The following is a 26,002-nucleotide window of genomic DNA, read 5'->3' as shown; positions in this document are numbered from 1 at the left end:
CCCCTTTTAATGGTAGAGGTACATATACCTGCAAATGTGCAGCCTTTTTCTGGGCTCACAGAGCTTACTGGGTGAAATACCTGCGAATGTGCATCCTTTGCGCTGATTATGGAGGCCTTGGGGCTGCGCGAGGTAAAATACCTGCACTTCTGCAGGCATTGTGGCACTGCTCAGCTTCGGTCGTAAAATACCTGCAGAATCGCAGGCTTTTGTCCCGCGAAATGCCTTCGCTTGCCGCTCGCATCGCCATGTGACGCCGGGCACCGCGCTCCGGGGACTTCGCCTGCTTGCTCCTCTGGCTGACCCCGTCTTGTGACGTCGAGCACCGTGCTCTGGGAGCTTTGCCTGCCTGCCCCGCAGCCTGAAGCACCGCTTGCCAACAGCGCCTCCTATTGCTGCTCCTGCAGCCCCCTCCAGCAGCCCAAGGAATGCCAATCAAGCGCCGGCTTAGCTGCAAGCTACAGCCTGCTGTATGACTCAAACGTCCGCTCCCAGCTCTCCGTCTCCTCCGGCTCATAGGTCCGAATAACGAAAGAGTCCGCAACCAGCTGTCTCGCCTCCCGAAGCGATGCACAGTGCCCGCCCGCCATCAGCTGCACCAGCATATTGCCGATCGAGCTGGCTTCCACCGGTCCGCCCCATACCGGCCGGCCCAGCGCTCCTGCTGTGAAGCGGCACAGCAGCTCATTCTGGATGCCGCCGCCGACCATATGCAGCCCGCCGAACCGGCGGTCTGTCAGCTGCTCGGTCTGCTCCAGCGCTTCCCGGTAGCGAAGGGCCAGGCTCTCCAGAATACAGCGGACCATCTGTCCCCGCGTCTGCAGCTCCGGCTGCCCGGTCTCGCGCATATAGGCATTTAGCTCAGCAAGCATATCAGCGGGTGCATAGAACCGGGCGTCATCCGGTTTGATCAGGCTTCGGAACGGAGCCGCAGACTCGGCTTCAGCAACGAGCTGGGGATAATCAGCCGACTCGCCGCGCTCCTCCCACTGCCGCTTGCATTCCTGTAGAATCCAGAGGCCCATAATGTTCTTCAGCAGCTGATAGGTGTTCCCTACGCCGCCCTCATTGGAAAAATCCAGCGCCCTTGCCTCCGGCGTCACATTCGGCTGCGCCAGCTCGGTCCCTAGCAGTGACCAGGTGCCGCATACCAGATAGGCAAAAGGCTCACCGCTCACAGCGGGAACCGCTGCAATCGCCGATTCCGTATCATGGGTGCCAACCGCCACCACCGTTACCGTAGAAGGCACACCCAGTTCTTCCCGCACCTCTTCAGTCAGCGGGCCTACAAGCTCTCCCGGTTTCACAGGATCAAGGAACATGCCTGCTGGGATGCCTAGCCGCCCCATCAGCTCTTTGTTCCAGCTCTCTTCCAGCGGATTGTACAGCCCTGTAGTGGTCGCCATCGTAAACTCGCACACCTTCCTGCCGGTCAGATAATAAGCCAGCAGATCGGGCGTCAGCAGCAGCGTTTCGGCCGCGTCCAGCTTGGGTGAGGCTGCCTTGCGCATGGCATAGAGCTGATAGACTGTGTTAAACGGCATAAACTGAACGCCGCTCTGAGCATACAGCTCCTCCGGTCCGACCAGTTCCCCCACCTCTTCAACCAGGCCATCTGTCTGCGAGTCGCGGTAATGGTAAGGATTGCCGAGCAGCTCGCCGTTCACATCCAGCAGCCCAAAATCCACACCCCATGTGTCAATGCCAAGCGTTTCCGGCGCATACCCGGCCTGGAATGCCCGCCGGATTCCGGTCTTCACCTCATGCAGCAGCCGCAGGAAATCCCAATGCAGATGGCTGCCTGCCGTTACCGCCTGATTCGGGAAGCGGTGAATCTCCGTCACCTCAAGCCGCCGCCCGCCCGTTCCGTCCTCTCGCAGCTCCCCGATCAGAGCGCGGCCGCTGCCCGCGCCCAGATCGAAGGCGAGAACGGCTGCTGTGTTGCCCATCGTCCCCATCCCCTTCGGCTGTGATCTGCCTGCAATCTCACTTCATCTTTTGAAGCAGCTCAATCCGGTAAGCCTCACTCTCGAGTGAAGCAATCTCCTCATACTCTTCCTTCGTCAGCACCTTCGGCTCGCGAATAGCACTGGCGATCAGATAGATCTTCGTGCTTTCCTCTACCACCTCGGTCCGGTAATACGCCTCACGCAGATTGCGGCCGGTCGTTACCAGTCCATGGTTGCCGAGCAGAATGGAGCTGGCCTCGTTTACTTTCTCTACAACAGCATCCGCCAGCTTGTCGGTTGTCGGCAGCACGTATGGGACATAGACCGTCCGCCCGACGAGCGCCGCCTGGTCCGGGAACATCACCGGAAGCTCCTTCTCTACCAGCGTGAACGCAATACAGTATGGCGGATGGGTGTGCACAATCGCTCCGATATCCGGGTTAGCCCGGTACGCATACAGATGCATCAGCACCTCGGAAGAAGGCCGCAGGCCGATGTCCGTTATAGCCCCTGTCTCAATGTTCACCTCTACCCACTGCTCCGGTTCAATCTCATCCAGCGCAAAACCGCTTGGCGACAGATACATATAGCCCTCATATCTCGCACTAAGGTTGCCGCCGGGACCGACCACCAGCTTGTTGGCGACCGTCTTGCGCGCATACTTGCAGAGCTCCTCACGAATACTGCTGCTGTTCATTGCCATTCCTCTCCTCTCCTGTCCCGCTCACTTATTTATACAAAGGTCCAAAATTGCTGCACGCCCGGTAATCCGCACCTTCTGGATCAGCTGTTCCGAACAGCGACCAGGCACGCGGCCGGAAAATCTTCTCTTCTGCAACGTTATGCATGTTGACGGGGATCCGCAGCATGGAAGCCAGCGTGATCAGATCGGCCCCGATATGGCCATAGCTGATTGAGCCGTGGTTCGCTCCCCAGTTGTTCATCACGTCATAAACACTCTTGAAGGCGCCCTCTCCCGTCAGTGACGGGGCAAACCAGGTCGTCGGCCAAGTCGGGTCTGTACGCTTGTCAAGCACGTCGTGCACGTCTTCAGGCAGATCCACCGAATAGCCTTCCGCAATCTGCAGTACGGGCCCGATCCCTTTCACCAGGTTGATGCGGGACATGGTCATCGGCATACCGCCTTTAGTGAGATAATCCGATGAGTAGCCGCCGCCGCGGAAATATTCCGTTGTGGCCGCCCGCCACTGCGTGGCATCCAGGCAGGCCTGCGCTTCCTGCTCGGAAATCTCCCAGAACGGCTTCATCACCGGCCTGCCGTCCCTGCTCATCATCTGGCCTGTTCCGTCCAGCGCAGCCGGCCCCGAGTTAATCAGATGCAGCAGCCCGTTCGCAGCCGCACCCTCCAGCTTGTGCCCGGTCACCCGTTCAACCGAATCCGGACTCCAGTACGTGCGTACATCAGCAAATATCTGGGCTGTGTTCGTCAGCAGGTAGCCCATCAGCATCACTGCCGCATTCAGGCTGTCATTCTCCGTGGCCACAATATATGGCGCACGGATGCCATTCCAGTCGAAGGACGAGCTGAGCATCGCTTCCATGAAATCGCCATTGGGAAAATGATCCGTCCACTGGCGCTGCCCCTGGAAGCCTGCCGCGACCGCATGATGGCCAAGCGCTTCTTCACCGAAGCCCAGCTCGGCAAGCCGCGGGTTGCCGACCATCAGATCGCGCGCGATCATCGTCATTTTCACAACCGTCTCCCAATTCTGATCCTTGCGCTCACGCGAGGACTGCAGCTCCTCCGGGTTGTTGTCCGGTCCTTCCTTGCAGTTCTCCTTCACCCATGACAGCGCTTTCGAAAATTCGTCATGATCATATATGCCTTCATCCATCCGCCTGACGAATTCGGTCATGTCAATATACTCCGTCCGCATGCCCAGGTACTCCTGGAAGAAGCTGTCGCTGACAATCGAGCCAGCGATGCCCATGGAGACAGAACCCATCGACAGGTAAGATTTGCCGCGCATGTAGGCTGCCGCCAGGCCTGCCCGTGCGAATCCGATCAGCTTATCCTTCACATCCTCCGGCACGCCGTCTGCGTCCGCATCCTGCACCTCTTCCCCATAGATGCCGAAAGCCGGAAGCCCCTTCTGCGCGTAGCCTGCGAGCACAGCGGCCAAATATACCGCTCCCGGCCGCTCGGTGCCGTTAAAGCCCCATACCGCCTTGGGGATTGAAGGGTCCATATCCATCGTTTCCGTACCATAGCACCAGCATGGCGTTACGGTTATCGATACCCCTACTCCCGACCTTGTAAATTTATCCGCGCAGGCCGCCGCTTCTGCCACGCCCCCGATTGTTGTATCGGCGATGACGCATTCCACCGGCGTGCCGTCTGGATAACGAAGATGCTCTGTCAGCAGCGCAGCGGTCGCCTTCGCCATCCGCATGGTCTGCTCCTCCAGTGATTCTCGAACCCCTTGGCGCCTGCCGTCAATTGTCGGCCGGATGCCGATCTTGGGGAAGCCCCCCAGCCAGCGTGATTGTTGACCCTTGTTCATTCCAAATCCCTCCCGAATGTTCTGAAGAATGATAGAATGCCTGACTTGCCTGCGAAGATGCCATAAGAATGTTACCGATAACCTTACCATAACAACAGCATCCCTTGATGTCAACGCTTTCTTTTCGGTATGATAGACACAACCAGCATCAGACAAGGAGAGCTAACCATGGTTACCATTTACGACATAGCGGCCAAGGCAAATGTATCGGCCATGACTGTATCAAGGGTTATCAATAACACCGGAAAAATCAGTGACCGGACACGGGCCAAGGTCCGCAAAGTGATGGAAGAGCTGAACTACGTGCCGAACCACAATGCCCGCAGCCTGGTGCTTCAGCAGACCCGCAGCATCTTCCTGCTGATCACGGACATTGCGAACCCGTTCTATACGACACTGGCCAGGGGAGCCGAGGATGCAGCACGCAAGAACGGCTACCGTCTGCTGTTCGGCAACAGCGATGAGAATCTGGCCAAGGAGGCCGATTATGTCCAGACCATTCTGACAACTCGTGTGGACGGTGTTCTGGTTGCTCCTGCAGGCGACCCTTCCCTTCCGCACCTGGAAGCGCTGAAGAAGCACAATGTGCCGTTCGTCCTGCTGGACCGCGAGGTGCCCGGCATTGAATGCGACATTGTGCTTGGCGACAGCAAGGACGGGGCCCGGCGTCTTGTCGAGCATCTCATAGGCGAGGGCCACCAGCGCATCGCTCTAGTTAACGGGTCCTCCTCCATCTCGAGCGCCAGGCTGCGTCTTCAAGGGTACCAGGAGGCGCTCAAGCTCGGCGGGATCGAATACCGTGACGATTACCTGTTCGAAGCAGGCTTCGGCCCTTCCCATGACCCGCGCGGAATCGAATGCTGGTTTGAAGGGCTTGCCGAGCAGCCAACCGCCATCATGGCCGGCAACAACGTACTGGCGATGGCCATCATCCGGCTGCTGCGCGAACGCGGGCTGAAGGTGCCGGATGACCTGTCCGTCGTCTGCTTCGATGACCTGGGACCATTTGCCGAAATCGATCCGTTCCTCACGGTAGCCGCCCAGCAGGCCTATCAATTCGGCTACCTGGGCATACAGCTGCTGATCGACCGGATCATCACAAGGGAGATGGCATCGCCCTGGAACAAAATCGTTCTGCCCGCAGACCTGCTCATCCGCCGGTCGGTCAAGCGGCTGACACCTGCAGCAGACTAGCAGCTCTACTCCACGAACGGAAACAGCAGCTTCTGGTTCTCCTGTGTATACATGTTCGATCGGGTAATGACGACTGAGCCTGTGTCAATTGAAGGTTCCACACGGTCGCCTGCGGCTGCCGATGCTGCCGTCCGCACGGCGAGATAGCCCATGTTGAATGGACGCTGTACGACAGTGGCATCAAGCACGCCGCGCTCCATATAGGCGATCTCATCCATTGAGCTGTCGAATCCGACCAGCCGGACAGTGCCTGCCAGCCCAGCCTCCTCGATGGCCCTGGCTGCCCCGACGACCGTCATCTCGTTAAGTGCCGCTACTGCCTTTATGCCAGGCTCCTGTTCAAGCAGATCTCTTGTCAGCTGATAAGCCTGCTCGATTGAAGAGTCACTGTAGCGCGTCTCCAGCAGCCGCAGACCGCTGACTTCACTCATGCTGTCACGGACGCCCGCTTCCCTCTCCATGGCGGTAGTAGACCCCTTCACAAAGCTGATAACCGCCGCCGTATCACCCGGCTCCAGCATGCTGCCAAGCACCGCACCCGCCTTGCGGCCCGCTTCATAGTTATCGGTTGCGATCAAGCTTGCGGCTGGCTCTCCGCTGACACCCGAATCAACCGTGACCAGCGTGATTCCTGCTTCTCTAACCTGTGTGACAGCCGGCATCAGGCGATTATAATCCGTGGCCGCCAGTATGATGGCCTGCGGCTTCTCCCGCACGGCCTGCTCCAGCAGCGTGATCTGGCCCTCCACATCCGCTTCTTCCGCAGTACCCGCCACACGAATCTCCGCCCCGACCTCTGCTGCAGCCGTGTGAACGCCCTGCAGCATCACCTGCCAGAATTCCATTTCCGGAGCTGCAGTCTTCGGCATGAACCAGATAACCGGCGCCGGCTGCTGCCTCCAATGCTGGCCTGCCCACCACACAGCGGCTGCTGCGGCAGCGAGCAGAGCTGCGATGACAAGTATTCTGCCTGTACGCATATTCCGCATCTACTCCTCCTGCCTTGGTACCCGGGGGATCCGGACATAGACGGTAGTTCCTTCTTCCCATTCACTCTCGAACCTTAATCCGTAGCCCTCGCCGTAATTCAGCCGCAGCCTGTGATTAACATTATGCAGCCCTACTCCTCCGCTGCCTCCCTTACTTGCGGTTGAGCCCCCGCCTTGGCCCTGGCCGCCTACGCCAGCTGGCGCAGCAGCAGTGCGTGATGCCGCCTCTTCCGCCTGTGCAAGCATCCGGTTCAGCTGGTCCGCATCGGTTCCTGTCCCGTTGTCCTCCACGATGAGCACAATATCCTCTCCAGCTGCGCAGCCGCTGATCCGGATATGGCCCGGGTCAGCCATGTTCTTGATGCCATGATAGATGGCGTTCTCGACCAGCGGCTGCAGCACAATTTTGAGAATCAGGCAGTCCAGAATATCCGGATCGACATCCACCTCGTACGTGAACTTGTCCCGGTAGCGGATGGACTGAATGGTGAGATAATGCTCAATGTGAGCGAGTTCACGGCGGATTGGCACCCTCTCCTCCCCTTTGCTGATGCTCGTGCGCAGCAGCTTGGAGAGTGCGGAGGTCATGCGGACCACCTCGTTCATTTTCCCCGTTTCGGCCATCCAGATGATCGAGTCCAGCGTGTTATAGAGAAAATGCGGATGGATCTGAGCCTGGAGAGCCTTCAGCTCGCTGACCCGCTTGTCCTCCTGCTCCTGCACCACCTGCTCCATCAGCTCCTTGATCTTGGCTGTCATCAGGTTGAAGGTTCGCGCCAGCCGGCCAAACTCGTTCGGGCTGTCAAAGTCGGTTCGGGTGTCGAAATGACCTTTTTCCACAAGCTTCATGTTGCTGTTCAGCGCCTTCACCGGTTTCATGAGCCGCCTGGACAGGATAACTGAGATGGCCAGCGCCACAGCCAGGCACAGGATGCCCCAGAGAGCAGCCGCCCGCTGCATATAGCCCTTGCTGCCGCCCAGCTCATCCGGATCATTGACACCGACTGTCTTCCATCCGTAGCCGGATGAATGGACCGTATAGATTTTACGGACGCCGCCCGCCTCGAACTCGAATGTCCGGTCATCGGACGCCAGAATTGCATCCACCGCTTCTGACTTCAAGCCGGAATAGACAAGCTGCTGCTGCGGATGATAAACCAGGCTGCCTTCGGGGTCCAGCAGGAACACATACCCCCGGCTCCCCATATGAATGCGGCTGCACAAGTCATTAATAACACTGAAATTAAGATCTACGAGCAGCACGCCGCCTGGCATGCCCTTCTCTGTCCCGGGCAGGGCGCGGCTGAGCGACACGACCCAGCGGTACTCCTGCTCGAACAGATGCTGGACCCTGGAGGATGAAATCACCGTCTCCCCGTCCGCTTCTATAGCCTGCCTGTACCAATCCTGACCACTCAGCTCCTTGTAGGACTTCGGTACAGCGTCTTCCCTGCTGCTGGCAACGATCCCGCTTGATCCCACGAACATGATGGCCGCAATGTCACTGCGCGAGGATACAATGGACTGGAAGAGCCGTTCCGTCTCTTCCTTAAGACGCGCGGCTCCGCCCCCGCCAGCCTCCTCCAGCATGCTCAGCCGGCGCAGCGGTTCCTGCCGGGCCGCAAGCTCAGAGATGCTCTGCATGTTGGCTATGTACGTATTGATATTCATGCTGACCTGCTCCACCAGCTGAGCCGTATACTGCAGGGAATTATCTGTTACAGCACCTGAGGAGACCCGGTATGTGTTGTAGCTGAGCACCAGCGTTGTGCAGATGATCAGCAGTGAGAAGGCGATCGCTATACTGGTGTGGATACTCTTGAACTGGAACCAGCGCAGCGGCTTCATAGACGGACGCTTCCCCTGCGGGACGCGCGGAATGCCTTTGGCGTCTCGCCTGTGAGCCGCTTGAACAGCACGCTGAAATACTGCGGATCGTTATAGCCCACCTTGCCTGCGATCTCATAGGTTTTGAGTGCGGAAAAGGCCAGCAGCTCCTTCGCCTTCTCAATTCGCAGCCGTGTCAGCCGCTCGACGAATGTCTCGCCGGTTGCCTGCTTGAAGAGACTGCTGAAATAGCTGACGCTTAAGTACAGGTGGCCGCACAGCTCCTGAAGTGAGAATGCCGGGTCTGTGTAACGCTGCTCAATATAATGGAGCGCCGCTTCAATCTGACCGGTATGGACATGCGACCGCTTCTCCGTCACATGCTCCATCACCTGCCGGCAGGTCTGCAGCAGCCACTCTCCCGCCTCATCGAGCGTCTGCAGTCTGCGGACACGGCTGAACGGATCACTTCCCAGCACCGCCTGCTCGTCAAAGCCGGCTTCGCTTACCCAGTTCATTAAGGCGACGAGCACCTTGTAAAGCCCCTGCATACAGGTGGTTACCTGCATGCCGGAGCGTCTCTGTTCACTAATCCACTGGCTGGTTATATCCGTAACCTGTATGATTTGCCCGCTCTTCACGGCGGCAATCAGGCTTGCTTCCCACTGCCCCTGGGTGCGTCCGTTCCCTCTGCCGAACTCCAGGTCGCCGATGGAGATAACAGCCCCCCGCCCCATTAGAAAACGGTAATCCAGCGCTGCAGAGGCCTCCCGGAAGGAATCGGACAGCAGGCAGGGCGACTCGCACAGGCTCCCGATGCCCACTGTAACAGACAGCTTAAGATACTTGGCCACGCTGTCTCTGGCATGCTCCGCCAGCGCACCTGCTTCTGCTTCTAGACGCCCCGGCAGACCCCCTGCGAAGACCGCAATCCGGTCCTCCCTTGTCTGGAATACAATCCCGCCGAAATCTCCCTCGAACCACTCCTTGAAAATATTCGCAGCTGCGAAGCGCAGCAGTTCGCCATCCGCTGTTTCCCTTCCATTCTCCACTTCGCTACCTCTGCCCGCCGGCTCATCCAGGTCGGCAACCAGCGCCAGGTAAGTTGGCCCCGGCAGCGACAGGTGAAAGTAAGCGAACTTGCGCGCCACTTCATCCGCAGACAGCCGGGTGATGGACAGCCGGTCAAGGAACCGTTCACGCAGCAGCGGGAAGCTCTCATTCAGCTTGCGCCGCAGAGCACTGAGATCCTCACGGTGAGCCCTGTCAGCATCCAGCTCCTGCTTGATTCCACCCAGGAAAGCTGTAAACTCTGCAAGGTTCACCGGCTTCAGCAGATAATCCTTCACATTGAGCTTGATGGCCTGCTTCGCATACTCAAAATCTTCATAGCCGGTTACTATAACCAGCTTCACATCCTTTGACTGTGCCAATATGCGCCGCGACAGCTCGAGCCCATCCATGAAGGGCATACAGATATCGGTTATCACAACGTCCGGCTTCAGCGCTTCATACCCTTCGAGCGCATCAACACCGTTGGCATAATCGCCCACCAGCCTGAACCCGGCACCCTCCCAGTCCGTCTTGAGCTTCATGCCTTCCCTGACTTCATCCTCATCATCCACCAGCATAATCGTATACAATTTCCGCGCACCTCCCTCAGCCATCCCTGCGGGCCAAGTATTGTTGCCTGCTGGCATTTTATGACTAGGAATAAATGTAAACGTTTACAATTTGATCAGCACAAACCTGCCTGATCAGTGCCGGCAGCCGTATTTCCGGCCGGCTGGGGAGCCACAACCAATGACAGCAGTGCGGGGAACCAGGTAACTGGACAGGTTTATGTAAGTCTGCTTATATCGGACATGAAATAACGACAGGCGAATTACTTGTCTTCCCGGATCATCTCGAGCAGTGCGGTTGGAATGGTGAACTGCTGATTGTTGATGACGATGCGTTCCATCAGGTTAAGCTCAGATGCAGACTGCTCTTCCCGCATGACACTGATCTCCTTGTGCAGGCGTTCCATCTGCAGGTCCAGTGACGCCGATGATTCGGCGGCCGCCTTTAGTTCATCCAGCAGCCGGTCAGGCACGGACTGATTATATTTATAGAAGATCTTATGCTCCAAGCTCGCCCAGAAGTCCATTGCAATCGTCCGGATTTGAACCTCCATGCAGACATGCTCCTGGCGGTCGGACATGTATACCGGCACCTCCAGAATCAGATGCAGGCTCCGGTAGCCGTTCGGCTTCGGATTCTTGATATAATCCTTTACTTCCAGAATATTCAGGTCATGCTGCCTTCCGAGCATCTCGCTGATCCGGTAGATGTCGGAGACGAAGGAACAGGTAATCCGCATGCCAGCGATATCCTGAATATTGCGCTTAATGCTCGGAAGCGACATTTCGCAGCCCTTCCTCACCAGCTTCTCAATAATACTCTCCGGTGACTTGATACGGGTCTTCGTATGCTCAATCGGATTATAGTCATGCAGAAGGTGAAATTCCTCATTTAAGATTTTCACTTTCGTTTCCATTTCATCGAGCGCAAACTTGTATACCATCATGAACCGTGTGATGCTTTCCTTAAACTGCTTGAACTGCTCAATCGGATAATGTAAGCTCATGTCCTGCTCTCCTCCCAGATGCCTTCTCTACTCTATATTGATCGGCATCCCAATAAGAGCATATTACAGAACAGAAGGAGAACGCAAATCATGGAAGCCGGGAAAGACCAGCCTGAAGCGGCCGGCCCCCCTGTTAATCTCTTATTCCTTCCTGGCAAGCCCTCTTATCTTCGCTCATTCATACAGCAGAGGCTTAATCTCTTCCGAATCCATATTTGCTGCGTCATACCAGTGGAAGCCGGTATCGATCATTTTCTCAACCTCTTCTCCGTTCAGAGCCTGCACGGCGGCCTTGACGGACCAGTAGCCAATGCCAATCGGGTCCTGCGTTACGGCACCTGCCATTACGCCGCTCTTGATCGCCTCCATCTGCTGCTTGCCCGAATCAAAGCCCACAATGGTGACTTCACCGGTCTTCCCCGCCTCCGTCACGGCGTTAATGGTTCCGATCGCCGAACCTTCATTGGCCGCGAAGAAACCCTTGATGTCCGGATGCGCCTGCATGATCGCCTTCGCAAGGTCAGTAGACTTCAGCTGGTCGCCGCCGCCGTACTGGATATCCACGATCTTGATGTCCGGATACTGCGACTCAATGCGTTCCTTGAAGCCGTCCCGGCGGTCTACACCCGTCCGGCTCGTCTGGTCATGCACAATAAGGGCAATATCGCCAGAACCGCCGATGAGCTCCGCCATCTTATCAGCCGCGAGAGCAGCCGCTGCCTTGTTGTCCGTCGCTGCCGTTGTTACCGGGATATCACTGTCCACGCCCGAGTCAAAGCCGACCACTGGAATGCCGGCTTCCTGTGCCCGCTGCAGCAGCGGAAGCGAAGCCTGGCTGTCCAGCGCTGCGAAGGCGATTGCGCTCGGCTTCTTGTCAAGCGCAGCCTGTAGCATCTCAATCTGCTTATCGACCTGCGATTCGGTCTCCGGCCCTTCGAACGTAATGGTCACATCGAGCTCCTGTGCCGCCTTCTCCGCCCCCTGCTTGACCGCCTGCCAGAACTGATGCTGGAAGCCTTTCGAGATAACCGGAATATAGGGTTTGCCCTGACTATCGGCCGCACCGGCATTGCTGCCTGCAGCAGCTGTACCACCTTTATCCGCCGGGCTGCCGTTCCCGTTCCCGCATGCCGCGAGCAGCATTACCGCAAACACTGCCAGCAGCTTGAATCCTGTCAGCTTCTTCATTCCAATCTCCCCTTATCGTATAGTAGATGCCTGCTATTTCTTGCGCCGCCGCAGAATATCCGCGTACACAGCGAGTACAACTACCAGACCTACGAGCACGATCTGCCACTCCTGCGGCACCGACAGAATCCGCAGGCCATTCGTCATGACACTCATGATCAGCGCGCCAATTACCGTCCCCAGAATTGAGCCTCTTCCCCCGCTCAAGGAAGTTCCGCCTATGACAACAGCTGCAATGGCTTCCAACTCATAGCCCGCTCCCAGTGCCGGCTGGGCGGAATTCAGCCGCGAGGCCATTAGAATACCGGCTATGCCGCTGAAAATGCCGGTCATCGCGTAGATCGCGATTTTCCAGTTGCGGACGTTTACGCCCGATAAGCGGGTTGCTTCCTCATTGCTGCCAAGTGCAAAGTTGTAGCGCCCGATAATCGTCTTGTTCAGCACGATGCCTGCCAAGATCGCAAGCCCGAAGAAAACAAAGACTGCATAGGGGATACCGAGGATTGTGCCCATCGCGAGCTTGGAGAAGCCCGGTGTATCATTGAAGTAAATAGGTCTTGTTCCGGACACAACCAGCGCCAGCCCCTTGGTCACCATCATCATGCCAAGCGTCGCAATGAAGGGCGGAATTTGCATGCGGGCGACGAACCAGCCGCTGATGAAGCCGCACAGCATGCCGGTCAATATGCCCCCCGCTATCCCGAATGGGATCGGCAGTCCCCAGAATGAGATCACGACACCTGTCATGACCGCTGAGAAAGTCATCACGGTACCGACCGACAAGTCGATCCCGCCGGTTATAATGACGAACGTTGAACCAAGCGCCAGCACGCCAATTACGGCTGTGGACAGCATAATGCCGATCAAATTATCAAACCGGAAGAAGTTTTCCGATGCCAGAGAGAAGAACAGCACCAGCAGAATCAAGCTTGCAAAAGCGAGCAGCTTCTGTGTCGCGCCGCCGCGCAGCGAGACCGTACGGGCCGGCTTGGCCGCTTGGGCCGTTTCGGTTACAGCACTCATCGCTTACCCTCCTGTTCGAAATGACAATATAGACAGCTGCCTGTATAACAGTCCCAGGGCCTATGCCTGTTATGCATGCTTCGCATCCGGCTCCGTAATCCGCATGGTGGCATATCTCATGATCAGCTCCTGGGTGGCCTCCTCGCCGCTGAGCTCTCCCGTGAGACGGCCTTCGCACATGACGAGAATCCGGTGGCTCATCCGTAAAATTTCTGGCAATTCGGACGAAATCATAATGATTCCTTTGCCCTGCGCGGCCAGCTCATCAAGCAGCTTGTAAATTTCCGTCTTCGCTCCAACATCGATACCTCTGGTCGGCTCATCGAAGATCAGGATATCGCAGTCCCGCGTCAGCCACTTGCCGATGACGACCTTCTGCTGATTGCCTCCGGAAAGAAACTTTACAATTTGGTGGACGCCGGGGGTCTTGATCTGGAGCGAGTCCACATACCTCTCGGCATTCTCATCCATGCTGGCATCCCGCATCCAGCCGGCCGCCGATCGGAATCGGCCGTAGGAGGACACGGCGATATTCGTCCGCACATCCATTTCCGTCATCAGCCCGTAGCGCTTACGGTCCTCGGACAGGTACCCGATTCCGTGCCGGACCGCATCATGCGGCCCCCGGATCACAAGCTTGCGTCCATGTACGAAGATCTCTCCAGCGTCTGGCCGGTCTGCACCGAAGATCAGCCGGGCTGTCTCCGTCCTTCCGGCTCCCATCAGGCCGGCAATGCCTAGAATTTCGCCCTTCTTCAAGCTGAAGCTGACATCCCGGACTGCCCGGCCCCGGGACAACCCCTTCACCTCCAGCACCGTGTCGGCATTCAGCCGGGGAGCAGCCTGCTTCGTGTTCACGTACAGCTCCCGGCCCACCATCAGGGAAATAATCCGGTTTATAGAGGTGTCAGCCGTCTGCAGCGTGTCGATGTAGCTGCCGTCGCGCATGACGGTCATCCGGTCCGTCATCCGTTTCAGCTCCTCCATCCGGTGCGAGATATAGACAATTCCAACCCCCTGCTCCCGAAGCTGCCCCATCATCCGGAACAGCTCCTCAATCTCCGCGCTTGTCAGCGCAGCCGTCGGCTCATCCATAATCAGCACTTCAGAATTGTAGGACAAGGCTTTGGCGATCTCGACCATCTGCTGCCTTGCGACCGTCAAGTCTCCTACCTTCGTGTCGGGGCTGAAATTGAGATTCAGCTGGCGGAACAGCTTTTCAGCATCCTTATACAGTCTTCTGTCATCCAGAAGCAGTCCGCCCAGCTTGCGCGGCTCCCGTCCGATGAACAGGTTCTGCGCAGCTGTCAGATCAGGCATCAGGTTCAGCTCCTGGTGAATGATTCCGATGCCAAGCTGCTGTGCCGCCTTCGTATCTGGAATCTCAACCTCCTTGCCCTTATACCTGATGGTGCCCGCGTCCTTGCGGTAAACACCAGTCAGCACCTTCATGAGCGTTGACTTGCCTGCGCCGTTCTCACCGACAAGAGCATGGATCTCCCCTGCCCGAAGCTCGAACCGGCAGTTCTTCAGTGCGTGAACACCAGGGAAGGATTTCTCGATCCCTTCCATCAAGACGAGCGGTATGTCCATTGAAACCACCTCGTTATGTTGAATTGACCTGTCGTTTAATAGACCTGCAATTGCTATATCTGAATTGTAAGCGCTATCTAAATTAAGCGACATCGAATATCTTCCTGAAAAACATGGAATAATTTACGATCCCGGAAAAGGAATAGCATCCTGGCTGCAGAAGAAGTAATTCGTGTCACCATCTGATGTAACAGGAGAACTAGATATGGATACAACTCATGAACGGGCCATTGATCAGCTGAAAGGGAAAGACCGCAAACAGCCCCGCCGTCCCCAGCTCATCTTGGATGTTGGCGGCGTACTAGCCGCCAATCTGACGGATTTCTGGACCAGTGCAGCCTCCGCAGCAGGGATGTCCTACAACGAGCTGCGGGCACGGTACAAGCAAGAGCTGAGAACCAGCCTGTGGACAGGCGAGCTTAGTGAAGCGGCGTTCTGGGAGTGGCTTGCGGAAGCCTGTCCGCTGCTACAAACCGAACAAGCGCAGGCAGCGCTTCAGAACTGTCTGAAGCCGCTGCCTGCGCTTGCGCTGCTTCCGCGCTGGCATCGTATAGCGGATATACATATCTTGAGCAACCATCGTGCGGAATGGCTTCGTCCCTGGCTTTCCCAGTACCGCAGCTATCTGACTTCTCTTACCATTTCAAGTGAAGCGGGCTGCTGCAAGCCAGATCCTGCCTTGTACCGGCTGGCGGCGGTTCAGCTGCTGCCTGGCCGGAACACGCTCTACGTCGATGATGCAGAGCGCAATCTGCTCCCTGCAGCCGCACTCGGCTGGCGTACCCTTCTGGCCGATCCAGAGGGACACTGGGTTAACCAGGTGGAAGACCTGCTGGCCTGCAGTACCTGAATCCCCCGCTAACCCACAGACCCGGTTATGTGAGCGGGTTCAGCTGGACAGCGGCCTGCTTGCCGCTGACCTGAATGCCCGTTGCCGGCGTTCCGGACGCCTTCAGGTCACGGCGCAGCTCCTCCAGCAGCTCCTTCGCCCGTGCTCCTTCCTTGCCCTGCACCTTAACGACAAGCAGTACGGCGTCCCCGCTTTGCAGAATGCGCTCTGCCTGCTGCTTCTTTGTCTCGTAATCATGCTCTTCGATGCCCGTCGTCAGGCGGATTTCCTTCACCTTCGGCGCCTTCTCCCGCTTGCGGGCCTGCTGCGCCTCTTCCTTGGCGGCACCTGCACGGACCAGGCGGCATGGCGGCGGACTGCTCATCATCGATGTGCAGACGAGGTCAACCTTCAGCTCCTTCGCCATCGCAAGGGCATCCTTGGTTGACACCACCCCCAGGTCCTCTCCATCCACGCCTGTCAGCTGTACCTCTTTGGCTTTAATTTTCTCATTCTTCAGCATCTGCTCCACTCCCCTAATCCGTTCGGCCTGTCTGCCGAAAATATCCTTTATCTTACCTTCAACCCGCTATCCCCGCAAGCAGAACGCAAGCCTGTCTGAATGCTCGAAGATTTATTGTGCAAAAATGGAACTCAATACGAGCCTTCACTGTCTAATATGTTGGAGGTGAAATTGTGGAGCATTCCTATTATTCATACCTGACCGAATTAGACCCGGAGAGCTTCCGCAGGCTGATGAATGATTACGGCCAGGATGTATGGAACCTTGCCTTCGTGCTGACACGGCGGCATGAACTGGCAGATGATATCACCCAGGATGTATTCCTGAATGTATACCAGAATATTACCCGCTTCAGAGGTCATTCCTCTATGAAGACATGGCTGCTGAGCATAACCCGCAACCGATCTATTAATGTGCTGCGCGCCGCTTTTATGCGTAAGGTGACGCTTATGGATATCGTGGCTCCCAAGACCCCGGTTCCATCGGCCGAGCATACAGCAATGGAGCATGCATTGTCCGAGGAGATATGGGCGGCTGTGCTCAAGCTTCCGCTTAAGCTGAGGGAAGTGCTTGTTCTGCATGCAAAATATGAGCTCTCCACCAAAGAAATAAGTGAGCTGCTGGAGCTGCCGGAAGGTACGGTGAAATCCCGCCTGTCAAGGGCCCGCAGCAAAATGAACACCGAGTGGAAGGAGGCGAAGCACATTGAAGGAACCTAACCCGCAGTGGTACACCAGGCTTAAGGGGAACCCGCATGCCCGCAAGACCTTTACACCGGAAAAAATCAGACAAATTGAGCTGCTTGCAGCCAGCGGAGGAAAGAGACAGGCTCGCCGAAGATCCCTACTCCTATGGCCTGCCGCGGCACTGGTAAGTGCTGCTGTCTTCTTGATCTTTGTGTTTCCGATCCTGGAGCAGCAGAGCAATCAGCCGCCCGGAGGCAATAGACCGCCTGTCGACCATCCTGATGATATTGCGCCGCCTGTCATAGACCAGCCCGCTGGCAATTTGCTCGAAATTGACTTTCCAGAGGGAGAACCGCAGGGAACGCTTGGCGAGCTGCTGCCTTTCAAGAGTGAAGACGTGACAGAAGTGGAATGGCTCCATTCGGCGGAGTCCGCTGCTATTCCAATACCCGTGGAACGCAAGTATACGGTCATCAACGACCTTTATTGGGTAAACCTTGACAAGACCCTGGCAAGGACGGAAGCCTCCGGAAACCCTCAAACGATATTTCGCATCCATACATCGAATGGCAGGAGCTGGGATATTCCATACGACGTTGAGACCAATACGTATGACATCTCCGGACAGCGCTTTTATGCTAATGATGCGGTGCTGATGATGATGCATAACGTGCTTGATCTCGAATCTCCGCTCGCCGCATGGGACAGGGTCAAGGAGAAGGCCCGGCTGGAGCAGGAGTCGAACGAGGGAGGCTCGGTCGATGAGTCCTTCCAGTATGATTTTGAACAGCTGACCGTAGGCGGCAAGGATTACGAGAGTTGGTCCAAAGAATTGGCCGAGTCCGCAGATGCTGCTGAATGGACGGTCTCTTACTATAATGATCTGCTCGGAGAGGTTCAGCAGATCCGGTTTGTTGCGGGGGCTCTCACCTTGTCCCTTGAGATCATCTTCACCTCGGAGGACTACCGCACACCCGATGGCATTGGCATTGGTACAACCCGCGAAGAAGTAACCGAGATTCTAGGACCCGCTAACCTGTCGACGGAAACAAAGTGGAGCTACAAAGTCGGGGATTATCTGAAGTTCCATTTATACTTTGAGGACGATAAGGTTGCCTATCTGTCTCTTACACAGACGATGTAAATCATAAGCTGATTCAAACAGAGAAAAGCGCCGCTGGGACAAGGACCCAGTGGCGCTATTTTTGCTGCTAAAAAGATGACGGGACTTAAAATTCCCCAATTAATCGCTCTTTTGTGACAGCCCTTTAAGTCATGTGCAAGCCTCTAAATTGCTTAACTTTGTGCAACTGTTTTTGCGTCATAAAAACTATAATTTTGTCGAATCTTGTAGTACGATATACCTATATCAGACGAATGACAAAGGCAAACCCGCTGAAAGGCGGAGACGCAAAGCTGACAGGCCTACAGACAACAACTCTAATTGTCCAGGGCGGCTGAGCTGCCAATCGCTGTGGACCTGTTCCATCAAGCGGTTATACTTTGTATCGAACAGGAGGCAACACACATGAGAGAACGTTATTACACCACTGTAGAGCACATCGACCGGTACGGAAGAACGATTAAGGAATTCACCGTCTACGCAGAACTTGGAAAGAAGCCGACAATTGGTGATTTTACTGAAGCCTTCCGCAAGGCGGGGCTGGATGTCGACATCAGCGATTTTATCAGCATGACCTTCAAGCCGAGGAAGCCGGAGAATACACCGCTCAAGTCACTGCGGATTATCCGGACTCTCCATGACCATACCTACAATTCGAGCAAATCTACTAAGGCAATCGTGTAACAATCATGGGCACACATAACTGGCTGTTCCATAAGTCGTAACGACTTACGGGACAGCCCTTCTTTATTCGGGTACTTGCTTTATCTAAGTGTTCATGTCCTCTTCGGCAGCAGCGCTCACTTCCTGCACGGTCTGTCTGGCGGGGCGGGGCGCCATTCCTTCCCGGACAGCTGAAGTCTGTTTACCTGCCGTCAGCCCTTTGATCAATCCTTCGACATCTATTCCCGATACATTCTTCAGCATCTCGGGAGCAGTCGCCATCAGAGACGTAACATAGTTGCTGACTCTCGCCGCACCTTCACCGTGGCCTGTATCGACAACCGTCAGCTTGCCGATGCCTTTCATCGGCTCTGCCACTTTGCCCGCCAGCTCTGGCAGCATCTTCACGATGATGTCAAGCACTGCCGCCTCGCCAAACTTCTCGAACGCTTCTGCCAGCTTCTCCTTCGCTTCGGCCTCTGCCAGACCGCGCAGCCGGATAACCTCTGCTTCTGCTGTACCTTTAGCCCGCTCCGCGTCTGCTGTGGCCAGACCCTCCAGGCGTTTCTGCTCTGCCTGGGCTTTCGCCTCTGCCTCAATGCGATACTGCAGCGCGTCAGCTTCTCTGAGTCGCTTCTCCTTATCCGCTTCAGCCGCCTGGACAACCGCATACCTGTCGGCATCCGCCTTCTTCTTCACTTCCGCGTCGTACTGCTTCTCACGGCGCAGAATCTCCTTGCCTTCAAGATCAATCTCCCGTTCCTTACGGACCAGCTCTACCTTCATCTGCTCCTCAACCACACTCTGCTTGGCACGCGCTTCCTGAATCGAATACGCCTGGTCCGCTTCCGCCTTCGCCATATCCTGGTCCTTCTTGAAGGATGCCACCTTCAGCTCCTTTTCCTTCGTAGCCTCGGCTATGTTCGTGTCGCGCAGCAGCTCCGCCTTCTGGCCTTCCTCCTCGGCTCTCGCCTTCTGGATCCGGGCATCCCGGATCGCCTCGGCTTCAGCAATATCCGCATCCCGCTTCACGACTGCGATCCGCGGTTTGCCAAGCGCTTCAAGATAACCATGCTTGTCACGGACATCCTTGATGGTAAAGGAAACGATCTGCAAACCCATCTTCTTCAGGTCCTTGGCCGCTACCCCCTGTACCTCCTGGGCAAACTTATCCCGGTTGCGGTACACCTCCTCTACGGTCATAGACCCCAGAATAGCACGGAGATGCCCCTCCAGAACCTCCTGAGCCTCGCCCTTCAGGGCTTCAATCGGCTTGCCCATGAACTGCTCGGCCGCCGTCGCCACATCCTCCACCGAACCCCCGATCTTAATGATTGCCACCCCGTCGGCCAGCACCGGCACGCCCTGCTCCGTATAGACCTCTGGCGTTGACACATCAAGCTTATGGGATAACAGAGATAAGAATTCCGCCTTCTGGAAGATCGGGAGAATGAATGCGCCCCCGCCTCTAACAATCTTGATCCTGCGTCCTGTTTCGTCCACCAGCGCGTTTCGCGTGCCCAGGAATGACCCCGTAATAATCATCGCTTCATCCGGGCTTACCGTCTTGTAGCGCGCCCAGAATGCCAAGCCAAGCAGCACGATAACACCGACTACAATAACAGGGACAATCATAAACTCCGGCATAAGATTTCCTCCTCATTCTTCATCTTCATTCTCCTAAATCAACAGCCGCCACATACAATGTGCTTTCCTTCACCTCTACGACTACCACCTTGCTGCCTTCAGCTATCGGCTGGCCGTCATAGCTGGCCGCAATCTGGCTCGTTACACCGGCAGGCCCTACCTTCACAACGACTTCTCCATAGCCCGCGGAAGGAATCGCAACCCATACCTCGCCAAGCTTGCCTGACAGATCCTGCAGTGAGAATCCGCTAGAATTCTCACTGTTCTTCATGGGACGGACATACAGGAAATACACACCAATGCTGGCCGCGATTGCAGTCAGGGCGGAGAGCCCCAGAATGACAACCTGACTAAAGGGCGAGTATTCCAGCAGGACAATGCCTGCACCGCCGAATACCGTGATTCCGCCCACCAGCGTCATCGGCTGCAGCCAATCCACACCATCCAGTGACAGAAAATCCAGCAGTCCATCGAAGGCCTGCCCGATCAGATCTCCCAATATAACCGCCACAATCGTATACAGGACTCCTCCGGCAAAGCAGGCCCAAAAGAAGGTCTCCATTCCTGCCCCCTCCCAAATAATATCCAGATATAAGCGGTAATACGACAATTTTACAGTTTCGTTTCATTCCAATCCGGAAATCATCCTTCACCCCGATAGTCCTGTATCGCAAAAAAAGACGGCCGGACCTATGGTCCAGCCGTGCTTCCAACTATAGCTTACACAAGCTTCTATTCAATCAAGCTCCAGTCACAATGGTCGCGATTCTTGCTTTCCCGTCCCACCGGATCTCATTGCCGAATGCTTCACCAACAAAACGGAGCGGCACAACTGTCACACCGCGAATGGCCTGCGCAGGCACTGCAAGCGCCACCCTCACCGTCTGCTGTCCGATCTGTATAGTGGCCTGCATGCTTCCAAGCGTCATCGTCACAGTCCGCTCGCCCTTCACCGCGCGGATGGTCTTCGTGGAAGACTGATACGTAACGGACGCGCCAATCGCTGCAAAGATGTCCCGTACCGGCAGCATGGTCGTGTTCGAGATAACCACCGGATCCTGGGAGAGCTTGAGCTGCTGCTCGTCCAGCCACACCTGCACTGGCGGCAGCTCTCCGGTCGTCAGCTGTACCATGACCGATTTCGGTTTATCTGTCCCAAGGGGGTAGGTATGACCTGTCAGCAGGTACTCGCCCTTACCTTCTGCAGCAGCTGCTCCCGTGAACCAGGAGTTGTTCGAGAAGAAGGTTTGCTCCCATTCCTTGGCGCCTGCAGCGTTAAGCTTCAGCACATATGCAATTTGTGAGCTGAGACCGCCAAGATCCCCGGCAATCAACGCGCCTCCATCAAGGGTTGCAACAATATCGTAGCCCCGCACCTCGATATAGGCTTTTTTAGGAGAGTAGAATTTCTTCTCCCAGTTTATAGAACCCTTCTGTGCATCAAGACGGTACACAAGAAGTGAGCCCTGGCCTCCATGCATGGACAGCAGAACATCACCGTTGCCTGCTGCCTCTCCATCCAGAACAGTCCCTTTCACATCCTTGGTCCACTGCTTGGTATAGTTCTTGCTCAGCTTGATTATCCTTGTGCCAGCAACGACTGTGTTATCGGGGTACAGCGTATCATTACCGCCTGTAATGACAAATCCGCCGTCACTTGTCTTGATAACCGCCGGACTATAGCCTTGGCCCTTCTTGAAATAAGCAGACATATCCAGCTGCCTTAGAACAGCGCCTTCCTTGTCTGTGACCAGCAGAATTCTTTTATCTTCATTCATCAGCGTACCATCGAGCAGATAGCCTTCCGGCACCTCGACTACCGAGTTGATCTTGTCAAAGCCTTTGCCGCCGTGTATCTGCTCCCATTCCATCATGCCCTCTTGATCCATTTTGACCATATAGGCCTGTACGCCTTCTTCATCGGATATAAAACGGGTCTGACCCGCAGCCAGGTATCCCCCGTCTTGCGTCTCAATAACCGAAAATCCTGCCAGCCCATTGTAAAACTGCTGTTCCCATTCAACCTGGCCCTTCCCGCTAACCTTCTTGACGTGGATCATACGGTCCTTGCTGCCCGTCATCAGCCATCCGCCATCCGAAGTGTAGGTTACCGCATGCCCCGTACTTGCAAAATCCGGATTATCTACTGCGCTCCAGCCGTTCTTGGCTCCTGCCGCGCCAAACGCAGGCGGTGCGGAATAACCCAATAATAAAGCGAGTACCGTTACAATGATTCCAAAAAGCCAACCCCTGTTCTCCATATCCTTCCTGTTCCCCCTGTTGAAGATGTAGTATGTAATTAGGTCCGAAGAACCATTAATCAGAATATACCACGCCAGGAATAGATGGGACAGCAAGGAAATGGAAGAGCTGATAGACGGCAAGCCCTGCGTTTCAGGTTGTCCCAAAGCTTAGGGACTGTGCTACAATCGGTAGTAAGCTTTGAAGCAGTGAAATGATAACTATTTCGGAGTTTGATAAGGAGAGGTAGAGATGCTGAATCATATTCATCATGCGGCCATTATTTGCAGCAATTATGAACGTTCCAGACATTTTTACGTGGAGCTGCTCGGGCTGCCTGTCATTCACGAGTCATACCGGGCAGAGCGGGATTCATACAAGCTTGATCTGCAGATTGGTGAAAGCCAGATCGAGCTGTTCTCGTTCCCTGACCCGCCGGCACGCACGAACGCACCGGAAGCCGCAGGGCTTCGGCATCTAGCGTTTGCTGTGGAGGATGTCGATGCCGCCGCACACTGGCTGCAGAATAAGGGAATAGAAGTAGAGCCCGTCCGAATTGATCCGGTAACCGGCAGGAAGTATACCTTCTTCAAGGATCCGGACGGATTGCCGCTTGAGCTGTACGGCCAATAATGACAAGCGGCTGCACTTATTTCATTAGCACCTGCTGTTCCTGGCTATCCGCCCCCGCTTCCACCGGTTTGGAAGCGGCGGAATTAGCCAGGTTCAAGCAGATCACGCCTATGATAATGATCGCAATGGATAAGACCTTGAACGGTGTCACATGCTCTTGAAACCACATGAAGCCAACGATGCTGATCAGCAGCGTGCCAAGGCCGGACCATACCGCATAAGCGATACTGACGTCAATCGTCTTAACCGCTAGATTTAAGGCGCTGAAGCTCAGCAGGTATAAGACGAACATCAGAATGGAAGGCAGCAGCCTGCTGAAGCCGTCCGAATATTTTAAGGCAACCGTGCCTGAAAGCTCCAGAACAATGGCGACAAGCAGCAGCAGCCAGCCTCTCATGACCGCATCATCCATTCTCCTCGCCTCCCCCGCTAATCCCGAGCGAGTCATAAGACAGGATATGCGCACTCGCTCCGCTGCTGTCTGCTCCGCCGATCATAATCCCCGCCTTCATTCCCGCCTCGGCAGCCATCTGGATATCCGCCTTCGTGTCTCCGATCATGACCGCTTCCTCCGGCTGCAGTCCCAGCTCCAGGCAGGCCAGCACTGCCATATCGGGATGCGGCTTGCCCCGCTTCACCCGGTCAGCGCCAACCACCGCTTGGAAGTATCGGCGGATGCCGAGCCATTCTAGATGCTGCTCGGCCATAGCCGTATCGTCGGAGGTAGCAACCGCCATCTTGATGCCCGCCTCCCTGCAGCGCTCGAGAAAGGACAGCAGACCCGGCATCGGCTGAACGGGCCGCAGCTCCTCCAGCTCCCGGTTGGTCTCCATAACCGCTTGCGAGACAAGGCTCACCGCCCGGTTCCACGGCAAGCCCTCACGGTACAGATGCCAGGCAAGAATGGCGATTGTCTGCTCGTTTGAAGCCATGGCCAGCGGGCCGTCTGGATCATGGACCACGGTATCCCCGGCCGCCCTTATGCCTAATGCAGCATGCCAGTCCGGTTCTCCCCCGAATCCCGTTAGTTTCTCAAGCAGAATCTGGGTCCACCTGCCCCACATATGCTGAAAGTCCAGTATAGTTCCATCCTTGTCAAAAATAATGCCGCGGACCGGCCAGCTGGCCGATCCGCTGTATAAGTTTATCATCATTATGCAATCCCTTTCCGTATCCTTCCCCAGGTCATCGTCTGATCGGCCTCATTCGGCCAGGCGAATACCGGATTGACAAAAGCGACCAGTTCACCGTCCGGACGGCGCAGCTCCATGCGCAGCCAGCGGTAATCACCTTCCGGCCAGGCACATGTGAATTGGGCTTCCTGCATACTGCCCTGTACAGTTCTTCCAGCATCATCAGTGATGCCGGGCTGCCGCCAATCGGCTTCGGGGGCTTCACAGGCTGCAAGCTGCTGCCGCCCGGTCTCTTGGCCGTTCTCGATCCAGACCGCGATAAGCGGACCGTCTTCCTGTGCTGCCCGCACGGCATAATCCAATGTTATATCCCGTTCCTTGCCCTCTGCAGCCGTTTGAAGCTCATCACCAGGCAGGTACGAAACCCCGCCGCTTAGAATTTCCAGCTCCAGCGAGACTCCCCTCGTCACATAACAGCGGCGGCTGCGTACACCATCCAGCAGACTAGACGGGGTGAGTCCATCACTCCAGACCATTGTTGCCGGATCGCCTACGATAGACGGAGGACCGCCTTCCGTATAGCTCTCATCCGGGAGCATGTGGGTATCGCTTCCTCCGATTCCCGCCAGCCGGATGCCATGCGTCCAGCATTGGTCCCAGGCTGCGAGAGCCTTCTCTGCCGCTTCCGCATTACCATCATATGTCGGATCATTCCAGATTTCAATGGCGTCGAACAAGACCATTCTCGTATCCTCAAACTGCCAATGCCAGGGCATCAGGAAAGGATGGTTCAGGCTGCATACTGCTCCCTGATTGCGGGCTTCCTTCAGTATCGCCATGATCCCGCTGCCATCCTCCAGGATCAGTGCACCCGATCCCCGGTCATGCAGGTCAATGCTGCGGTGCAGCCCCAGCAGATTGCAGTGTCCACGAAAGGCCGTTACCTCTACTCCCGGCACCACGAGCAGCTCCTTGTCCTGCGGCCAAGCCGCATGCACGGCATTATGCTCGGTCACAACGATGTAATCGAGGCTCCGCGAGGCAGCCAGATCATGCAGCTGTCCTGGTGTCTGTTTGCCGTCCGACAGCAGGGTGTGCATATGAAAGTCTCCCTTGTAAAACCTTGCCCCCTCAGACGTGACCTGCTGCCAATTGTATAAAGACTCCGGCTCCTCAAGGCTGCCAGCTTCCCCGGCAGCTATCCATAGGCTCCCGTCCAGCAAAGGCTCTGTTGATGACGGCGGTTCTCCATTGCCATACGACCAGTCCAGCTCAACCGTTACTCTTCCGTCCCGTGAATAGGACACCAGCTCAACCTGCCAGGCGCCAGCGGGAAGCGGTCCCGGCACCGAGCCGATCGAGCAGTGCTCCTGCTTCCGGCCAAGCACAACAGCAGCTGCACGTTTCTTGCCGATGACCTGCATCCTCACTCTTCCAAACGGGTCCCGCACATATATCTGCAGCCACAGTGCATGCTCATAGCGGACCGTCAGCTGAACCCACTCTGCCGCTTCCTCTACCTCAAAGGGATAGAAGACGGCTTTCGGTTCGGGAAGAACCAGCTCTTCCCGAACCGAAGCCTTTACCAGCTTCGTCTGCATGCTCAT

24 protein-coding genes and 1 riboswitch are annotated in these 26,002 nt (G+C 56.1%); of the genes, 6 read left to right on the top strand and 18 right to left on the bottom strand.

The window, feature by feature from the left end:
* Positions 1–170: 170 nt before the first annotated feature.
* From DNH61_RS10210 to DNH61_RS10195, 4 genes are all read right to left on the bottom strand, one after another.
* On the bottom strand, positions 171–380 hold the full coding sequence (locus DNH61_RS10210) for a hypothetical protein (RefSeq protein WP_111146563.1): 210 nt from the start codon (positions 378–380) through the stop codon (positions 171–173).
* A 78-nt stretch (positions 381–458) separates the two neighbouring features.
* On the bottom strand, positions 459–1,949 hold the full coding sequence (locus DNH61_RS10205; protein ID WP_111146562.1) for a rhamnulokinase: 1,491 nt from the start codon (positions 1,947–1,949) through the stop codon (positions 459–461).
* Between the two features lie 37 nt (positions 1,950–1,986).
* Positions 1,987–2,646 carry a class II aldolase/adducin family protein gene (locus tag DNH61_RS10200; protein ID WP_111146761.1) on the bottom strand — a complete coding sequence of 220 codons (660 nt, stop codon included), beginning with the start codon at positions 2,644–2,646 and terminating at the stop codon, positions 1,987–1,989.
* A 31-nt stretch (positions 2,647–2,677) separates the two neighbouring features.
* Positions 2,678–4,474, bottom strand: coding sequence for an L-fucose isomerase (locus DNH61_RS10195; RefSeq protein ID WP_111146561.1), 1,797 nt, complete (start codon positions 4,472–4,474; stop codon positions 2,678–2,680).
* A 168-nt stretch (positions 4,475–4,642) separates the two neighbouring features.
* Between DNH61_RS10195 and DNH61_RS10190 the strand changes: the two genes are divergently transcribed.
* Entirely contained in the window at positions 4,643–5,668 is a 1,026-nt protein-coding gene (locus DNH61_RS10190) for a LacI family DNA-binding transcriptional regulator (RefSeq protein WP_111146560.1), read from the top strand.
* A 5-nt stretch (positions 5,669–5,673) separates the two neighbouring features.
* Here the strand turns inward: DNH61_RS10190 and DNH61_RS10185 are convergent, their stop codons facing one another.
* The 7 genes from DNH61_RS10185 to DNH61_RS10155 all read right to left on the bottom strand — a co-directional run bounded on the left by DNH61_RS10185 (position 5,674) and on the right by DNH61_RS10155 (position 14,917).
* Positions 5,674–6,657 carry a substrate-binding domain-containing protein gene (locus tag DNH61_RS10185; protein ID WP_111146559.1) on the bottom strand — a complete coding sequence of 328 codons (984 nt, stop codon included), beginning with the start codon at positions 6,655–6,657 and terminating at the stop codon, positions 5,674–5,676.
* The gene (locus DNH61_RS10180; protein ID WP_111146558.1) at positions 6,658–8,505 is read right to left on the bottom strand and encodes a cache domain-containing sensor histidine kinase; all 1,848 of its coding nucleotides are present in this window, start codon (positions 8,503–8,505) and stop codon (positions 6,658–6,660) included.
* Complete coding sequence (locus DNH61_RS10175) at positions 8,502–10,127, bottom strand: response regulator (protein ID WP_111146557.1); 1,626 nt, start codon at positions 10,125–10,127, stop codon at positions 8,502–8,504. The genes DNH61_RS10180 and DNH61_RS10175 overlap by 4 nt, the downstream gene beginning before the upstream one ends.
* Positions 10,128–10,369: 242 nt before the next feature.
* Positions 10,370–11,113, bottom strand: coding sequence for a GTP pyrophosphokinase (locus DNH61_RS10170; RefSeq protein ID WP_111146556.1), 744 nt, complete (start codon positions 11,111–11,113; stop codon positions 10,370–10,372).
* 174 nt (positions 11,114–11,287) lie between these two features.
* A complete protein-coding gene (locus DNH61_RS10165; RefSeq protein ID WP_111146555.1) occupies positions 11,288–12,301 on the bottom strand; it encodes an ABC transporter substrate-binding protein in 1,014 nt (337 codons plus the stop codon).
* A 33-nt stretch (positions 12,302–12,334) separates the two neighbouring features.
* Positions 12,335–13,324, bottom strand: coding sequence for an ABC transporter permease (locus tag DNH61_RS10160; RefSeq protein ID WP_111146554.1), 990 nt, complete (start codon positions 13,322–13,324; stop codon positions 12,335–12,337).
* 69 nt (positions 13,325–13,393) lie between these two features.
* Positions 13,394–14,917, bottom strand: a complete 1,524-nt coding sequence (locus tag DNH61_RS10155) for a sugar ABC transporter ATP-binding protein (protein WP_111146553.1) — start codon at positions 14,915–14,917, stop codon at positions 13,394–13,396.
* Positions 14,918–15,122: 205 nt separating this feature from the next.
* Between DNH61_RS10155 and DNH61_RS10150 the strand changes: the two genes are divergently transcribed.
* A complete protein-coding gene (locus DNH61_RS10150) occupies positions 15,123–15,767 on the top strand; it encodes an HAD-IA family hydrolase (RefSeq protein ID WP_111146552.1) in 645 nt (214 codons plus the stop codon).
* Positions 15,768–15,792: 25 nt separating this feature from the next.
* On the opposite strand, the gene infC is transcribed toward DNH61_RS10150, so the two are convergent.
* On the bottom strand, positions 15,793–16,269 hold the full coding sequence (gene infC, locus DNH61_RS10145) for a translation initiation factor IF-3 (protein WP_111146551.1): 477 nt from the start codon (positions 16,267–16,269) through the stop codon (positions 15,793–15,795).
* A 173-nt stretch (positions 16,270–16,442) separates the two neighbouring features.
* On the opposite strand from infC, the gene DNH61_RS10140 reads away from it, so the two are divergent.
* The 3 genes from DNH61_RS10140 (at position 16,443) to DNH61_RS26090 (ending at position 18,762) form a co-directional block, all read left to right on the top strand.
* Positions 16,443–16,988 carry an RNA polymerase sigma factor gene (locus tag DNH61_RS10140; RefSeq protein WP_245948122.1) on the top strand — a complete coding sequence of 182 codons (546 nt, stop codon included), beginning with the start codon at positions 16,443–16,445 and terminating at the stop codon, positions 16,986–16,988.
* Positions 16,975–18,099: a hypothetical protein gene (locus DNH61_RS10135; RefSeq protein WP_111146550.1), complete on the top strand. Its 1,125-nt coding sequence runs from the start codon at positions 16,975–16,977 to the stop codon at positions 18,097–18,099. Before DNH61_RS10140 ends, DNH61_RS10135 begins: the two co-directional genes overlap by 14 nt.
* Before the next feature lie 231 nt (positions 18,100–18,330).
* Positions 18,331–18,425: riboswitch (cyclic di-GMP riboswitch) on the top strand.
* Positions 18,426–18,483: 58 nt separating this feature from the next.
* A complete protein-coding gene (locus tag DNH61_RS26090; protein ID WP_146240986.1) occupies positions 18,484–18,762 on the top strand; it encodes a hypothetical protein in 279 nt (92 codons plus the stop codon).
* An 84-nt stretch (positions 18,763–18,846) separates the two neighbouring features.
* Here the strand turns inward: DNH61_RS26090 and DNH61_RS10130 are convergent, their stop codons facing one another.
* From DNH61_RS10130 to DNH61_RS10120, 3 genes are all read right to left on the bottom strand, one after another.
* Positions 18,847–20,388 (bottom strand): flotillin lipid rafts scaffold protein FloT, encoded by a 1,542-nt coding sequence (locus tag DNH61_RS10130; protein WP_281272375.1) that lies wholly within the window; start codon positions 20,386–20,388, stop codon positions 18,847–18,849.
* Between the two features lie 25 nt (positions 20,389–20,413).
* A complete protein-coding gene (locus tag DNH61_RS10125) occupies positions 20,414–20,950 on the bottom strand; it encodes an NfeD family membrane protein (protein ID WP_111146549.1) in 537 nt (178 codons plus the stop codon).
* A gap of 178 nt (positions 20,951–21,128) precedes the next feature.
* Complete coding sequence (locus DNH61_RS10120) at positions 21,129–22,649, bottom strand: stalk domain-containing protein (protein ID WP_111146548.1); 1,521 nt, start codon at positions 22,647–22,649, stop codon at positions 21,129–21,131.
* 232 nt (positions 22,650–22,881) lie between these two features.
* Between DNH61_RS10120 and gloA2 the strand changes: the two genes are divergently transcribed.
* Entirely contained in the window at positions 22,882–23,262 is a 381-nt protein-coding gene (gloA2, locus tag DNH61_RS10115) for an SMU1112c/YaeR family gloxylase I-like metalloprotein (protein WP_111146547.1), read from the top strand.
* A 16-nt stretch (positions 23,263–23,278) separates the two neighbouring features.
* On the opposite strand, the gene DNH61_RS10110 is transcribed toward gloA2, so the two are convergent.
* The 3 genes from DNH61_RS10110 to DNH61_RS10100 are packed head-to-tail and all read right to left on the bottom strand — an operon-like array spanning position 23,279 to position 26,002.
* Complete coding sequence (locus DNH61_RS10110; protein ID WP_245948120.1) at positions 23,279–23,674, bottom strand: DMT family transporter; 396 nt, start codon at positions 23,672–23,674, stop codon at positions 23,279–23,281.
* On the bottom strand, positions 23,667–24,416 hold the full coding sequence (locus DNH61_RS10105) for an HAD family hydrolase (protein ID WP_245948118.1): 750 nt from the start codon (positions 24,414–24,416) through the stop codon (positions 23,667–23,669). The genes DNH61_RS10110 and DNH61_RS10105 overlap by 8 nt, the downstream gene beginning before the upstream one ends.
* Positions 24,416–26,002 (bottom strand): CehA/McbA family metallohydrolase, encoded by a 1,587-nt coding sequence (locus DNH61_RS10100; protein WP_245948116.1) that lies wholly within the window; start codon positions 26,000–26,002, stop codon positions 24,416–24,418. Before DNH61_RS10100 ends, DNH61_RS10105 begins: the two co-directional genes overlap by 1 nt.

This window comes from Paenibacillus sambharensis (assembly GCF_003233845.1).
GTDB lineage: Bacteria > Bacillota > Bacilli > Paenibacillales > Paenibacillaceae > Paenibacillus_I > Paenibacillus_I sambharensis.
This window is presented reverse-complemented; position numbering and strand designations above follow the sequence as displayed.